This is a genomic window from Ectothiorhodospira sp. 9100 (assembly GCF_022227565.1).
GTDB lineage: Bacteria > Pseudomonadota > Gammaproteobacteria > Ectothiorhodospirales > Ectothiorhodospiraceae > Ectothiorhodospira > Ectothiorhodospira marina.
Map to the genome: position 1 here is coordinate 1 of NZ_JAJNAN010000097.1, position 2,470 is coordinate 2,470.

The 2,470-nt window shown below is 65.3% G+C and carries 4 protein-coding genes; all 4 read right to left on the bottom strand.

The window, feature by feature from the left end:
• Nucleotides 1-57 precede the first annotated feature (57 nt).
• Complete coding sequence (locus LPW29_RS14990; protein ID WP_238628679.1) at nt 58-1,191, bottom strand: HAD-IC family P-type ATPase; 1,134 nt, start codon at nt 1,189-1,191, stop codon at nt 58-60.
• Nucleotides 1,172-1,405, bottom strand: coding sequence for a YtxH domain-containing protein (locus LPW29_RS14995; RefSeq protein WP_238628680.1), 234 nt, complete (start codon nt 1,403-1,405; stop codon nt 1,172-1,174). Before LPW29_RS14995 ends, LPW29_RS14990 begins: the two co-directional genes overlap by 20 nt.
• Nucleotides 1,406-1,614: 209 nt before the next feature.
• Nucleotides 1,615-1,947: a hypothetical protein gene (locus tag LPW29_RS15000; protein ID WP_238628681.1), complete on the bottom strand. Its 333-nt coding sequence runs from the start codon at nt 1,945-1,947 to the stop codon at nt 1,615-1,617.
• Between the two features lie 50 nt (nt 1,948-1,997).
• Nucleotides 1,998-2,258 carry a hypothetical protein gene (locus LPW29_RS15005; RefSeq protein ID WP_238628682.1) on the bottom strand — a complete coding sequence of 87 codons (261 nt, stop codon included), beginning with the start codon at nt 2,256-2,258 and terminating at the stop codon, nt 1,998-2,000.
• Nucleotides 2,259-2,470: the final 212 nt, after the last annotated feature.

Here is a 2,470-nt window from a genome sequence, read left to right on the forward strand (position 1 = left end):
AATAATCATTCAATAAAACAAACACAAAAAGGCACTGCATGACGATGCCTGGCAGGCTCAGGCTGCCCGGGCAGCTTGCCCCCGAGGCAAGCCGGCGCCGGCCAGGGCACGCAACAAAATGCCGATGGTGCTGCCATTGTGCAGCGCCGAGGCCGCTACCGGATTCAGCAACCCGAAGGCGGCCGCGGAGAGAATGCCCGTATTCAACCCCACGGTGAGCTTGAAATTGCTGTCCACCAGCCCACGCGTGGCCAGGGCCAGGGCCTTGGCATCGGCCACCCGGGCGATATCATCCTCCAGCAGCGTGATGTCCGCCGCCAGGCGCGCCACATCCGCCCCATGATGCATGGCCATGCCCACATGGGCCCCCGACAGGGCCGGGGCATCGTTGATGCCATCGCCCACAAAGGCGATGCGGGCACCCTCCCCCGCCAGGTTCTTCAGGGCCAGTGCCTTATCCTCGGGCATGAGCCCCGCCCGGTAGTCATCCAGCCCCAGGTGTTCCGCCATGAGGCGGGCCCGTTCCGGCTGATCCCCCGTGAGCATGATCACCCGGCCCACGCCCAGCTGTCGCAACCGCTGCACGGTGGCCGCGGCATTGGAGCGTAGCGTGTCCTTGAGCGCCAGCACCCCCAGCAACTCACTGCCATAGCCGATGTAGAGCAGCGTCTTGCCATCGTTCCGCAGACGCTCGATCACGGCTGAGAAGGGTTCCATGTCGATCCCTTCGTGTTCCTCCAGAAAATGTCGGGAGCCCACCACGATGCGCCGGCCCTCGATGCTGCTGGCCACCCCATGAGCCACAATGAACTCGACTTCCTTGTGATTGAAGTGTTGCTGATGCGGCAACCGCTCGGCCGCCTCCACCACCGCCATGGCCATGGGATGAAAGTAATGCTCTTCCACCGAGGCGGCCATGTTGATCAGGTCCTCGGAGGTGTACTGACTGTCGTCGGTATCCTGGGACACCACCCAGGTGCCACCCGAGAGCCCCAGCACCATGGGGACCAGTCGATCCGCCAGTTTGGCCGCCTCCAGCTGCGTGTTGCTCTTGGCCTCCAGGGAGTGCTCCACGAAGTCGGCAATGCGGGCCGCCGCGGCATGGCGCCCCACCCGTTCGGCGTAGATGCGGATGCGCCCTTCCTGCACCAGGGTGCCCGACAGCGCCGTATCACCGCGACGACGGGTCACGGGCACGCTCTCCCCGGTCATGGTGGACCAGTTCCGCCTTGATATCGGCCATCTGTTCCTTGAGTTCCTCCACACCGCCAGCCACACCGGAATAGAGATCGATGCCGGCCTTCATCAGCTTGTGACGGGTCTCCTCGTCGCTGAGCACCCAGGCGGCTCCGGCGCCGATGGCCAGACCCAGCAGGAACTGCTCACTATGGCGACCACGCAGCATGCCCTTCAAGCCATCGAACAGGCCCTCGCCGTCGCGGGCACCCTCACCATCACCATACCCGTAGCGCCCCTGGGCACCTCGCGGATCGTGGTAGGCATCATATCCCCAGGGACCCTCAAGGGACCCTCACCGTAGGGCCCATAGCCCGGGCCGTAGCCCTGACCTGCGCCGGGTCACGCGGTCCCCATCCATAGCCCTCGTACATGGCTTCACGCCGACGTCTTGCTTCCTTTTTCCTGCGTTTCTTTCCCATTCGCTGACTCCCGTCTGGCCTCGGGCGAGTCGCCCAGGAGGCGTTCAATGATCAATACACCGGCTGCGCCTGCGGCGGCAGCCGTCAGGGCACTGGTATAATCCCGTTGGCCCACCGCCACGGCTGCCCGCGTACCGGCGGCCAGCGCGGTGCCCTCCTGAAGGGCGTGGCGAAGGATGTGTTTCGTCGGGCGGGGTGCTCCCCCGCGCCCCACGCCACGAAAGGCGGCCAGGCAGCACCCCACCACCAGGCCACGAACGAAGGGATTGCCGTCGCGGGGGGGTGGCAAGGGGCCTGGCATGGGCGGTGGCAGGCGCCTCAAGCGTCGATCACCCCGCTTCAAGAGGCGGGCCCGTCAGGCTTTTCAGCATCGGCATCGATCACCGCATCGCCCTCGGCCGCCTTGGCGGCTTCGGCGCGCGCGAGACGTCGACGCGCACGGGCAGAAGTGTTCTCGATACCCTCCAGGCTGGATACGGTGGCATCCCGCAGCCGATCACCGGCCTGGTGGAGCGTCTTGCGGGTGCGATCCGTCTTCAACAGTCGGACCGCGACCGCGCCGGTAATGATCCCGGCGGCAAAAGGAAGTAACGGTATCATGGGGCTGCTTTTCCTCCTCATTTCCGGAACACCTTATATGATATGGGACAATCCCCGGGCCCGGGGATTCCTCGGGATGCGGTGATCTGTCGTCGTGTCAGGACAGGGCATCGCTGACTTCCCGGCATGCCTGCTCCAGCACCTTTTCCAGCTGGGCTGCCGCCGGCGTGCGCTCACCGGCCAGAAAATCCGCCCAGGCCTCGAGCGGAATC

What these genes read in the sequence shown, in the direction of transcription:
- LPW29_RS15005 (WP_238628682.1), bottom strand. Translation starts at nt 2,258, where the DNA reads ATGATACCGTTACTTCCTTTTGCCGCCGGGATCATTACCGGCGCGGTC.
- LPW29_RS14995 (WP_238628680.1), bottom strand. Translation starts at nt 1,405, where the DNA reads ATGCTGCGTGGTCGCCATAGTGAGCAGTTCCTGCTGGGTCTGGCCATC.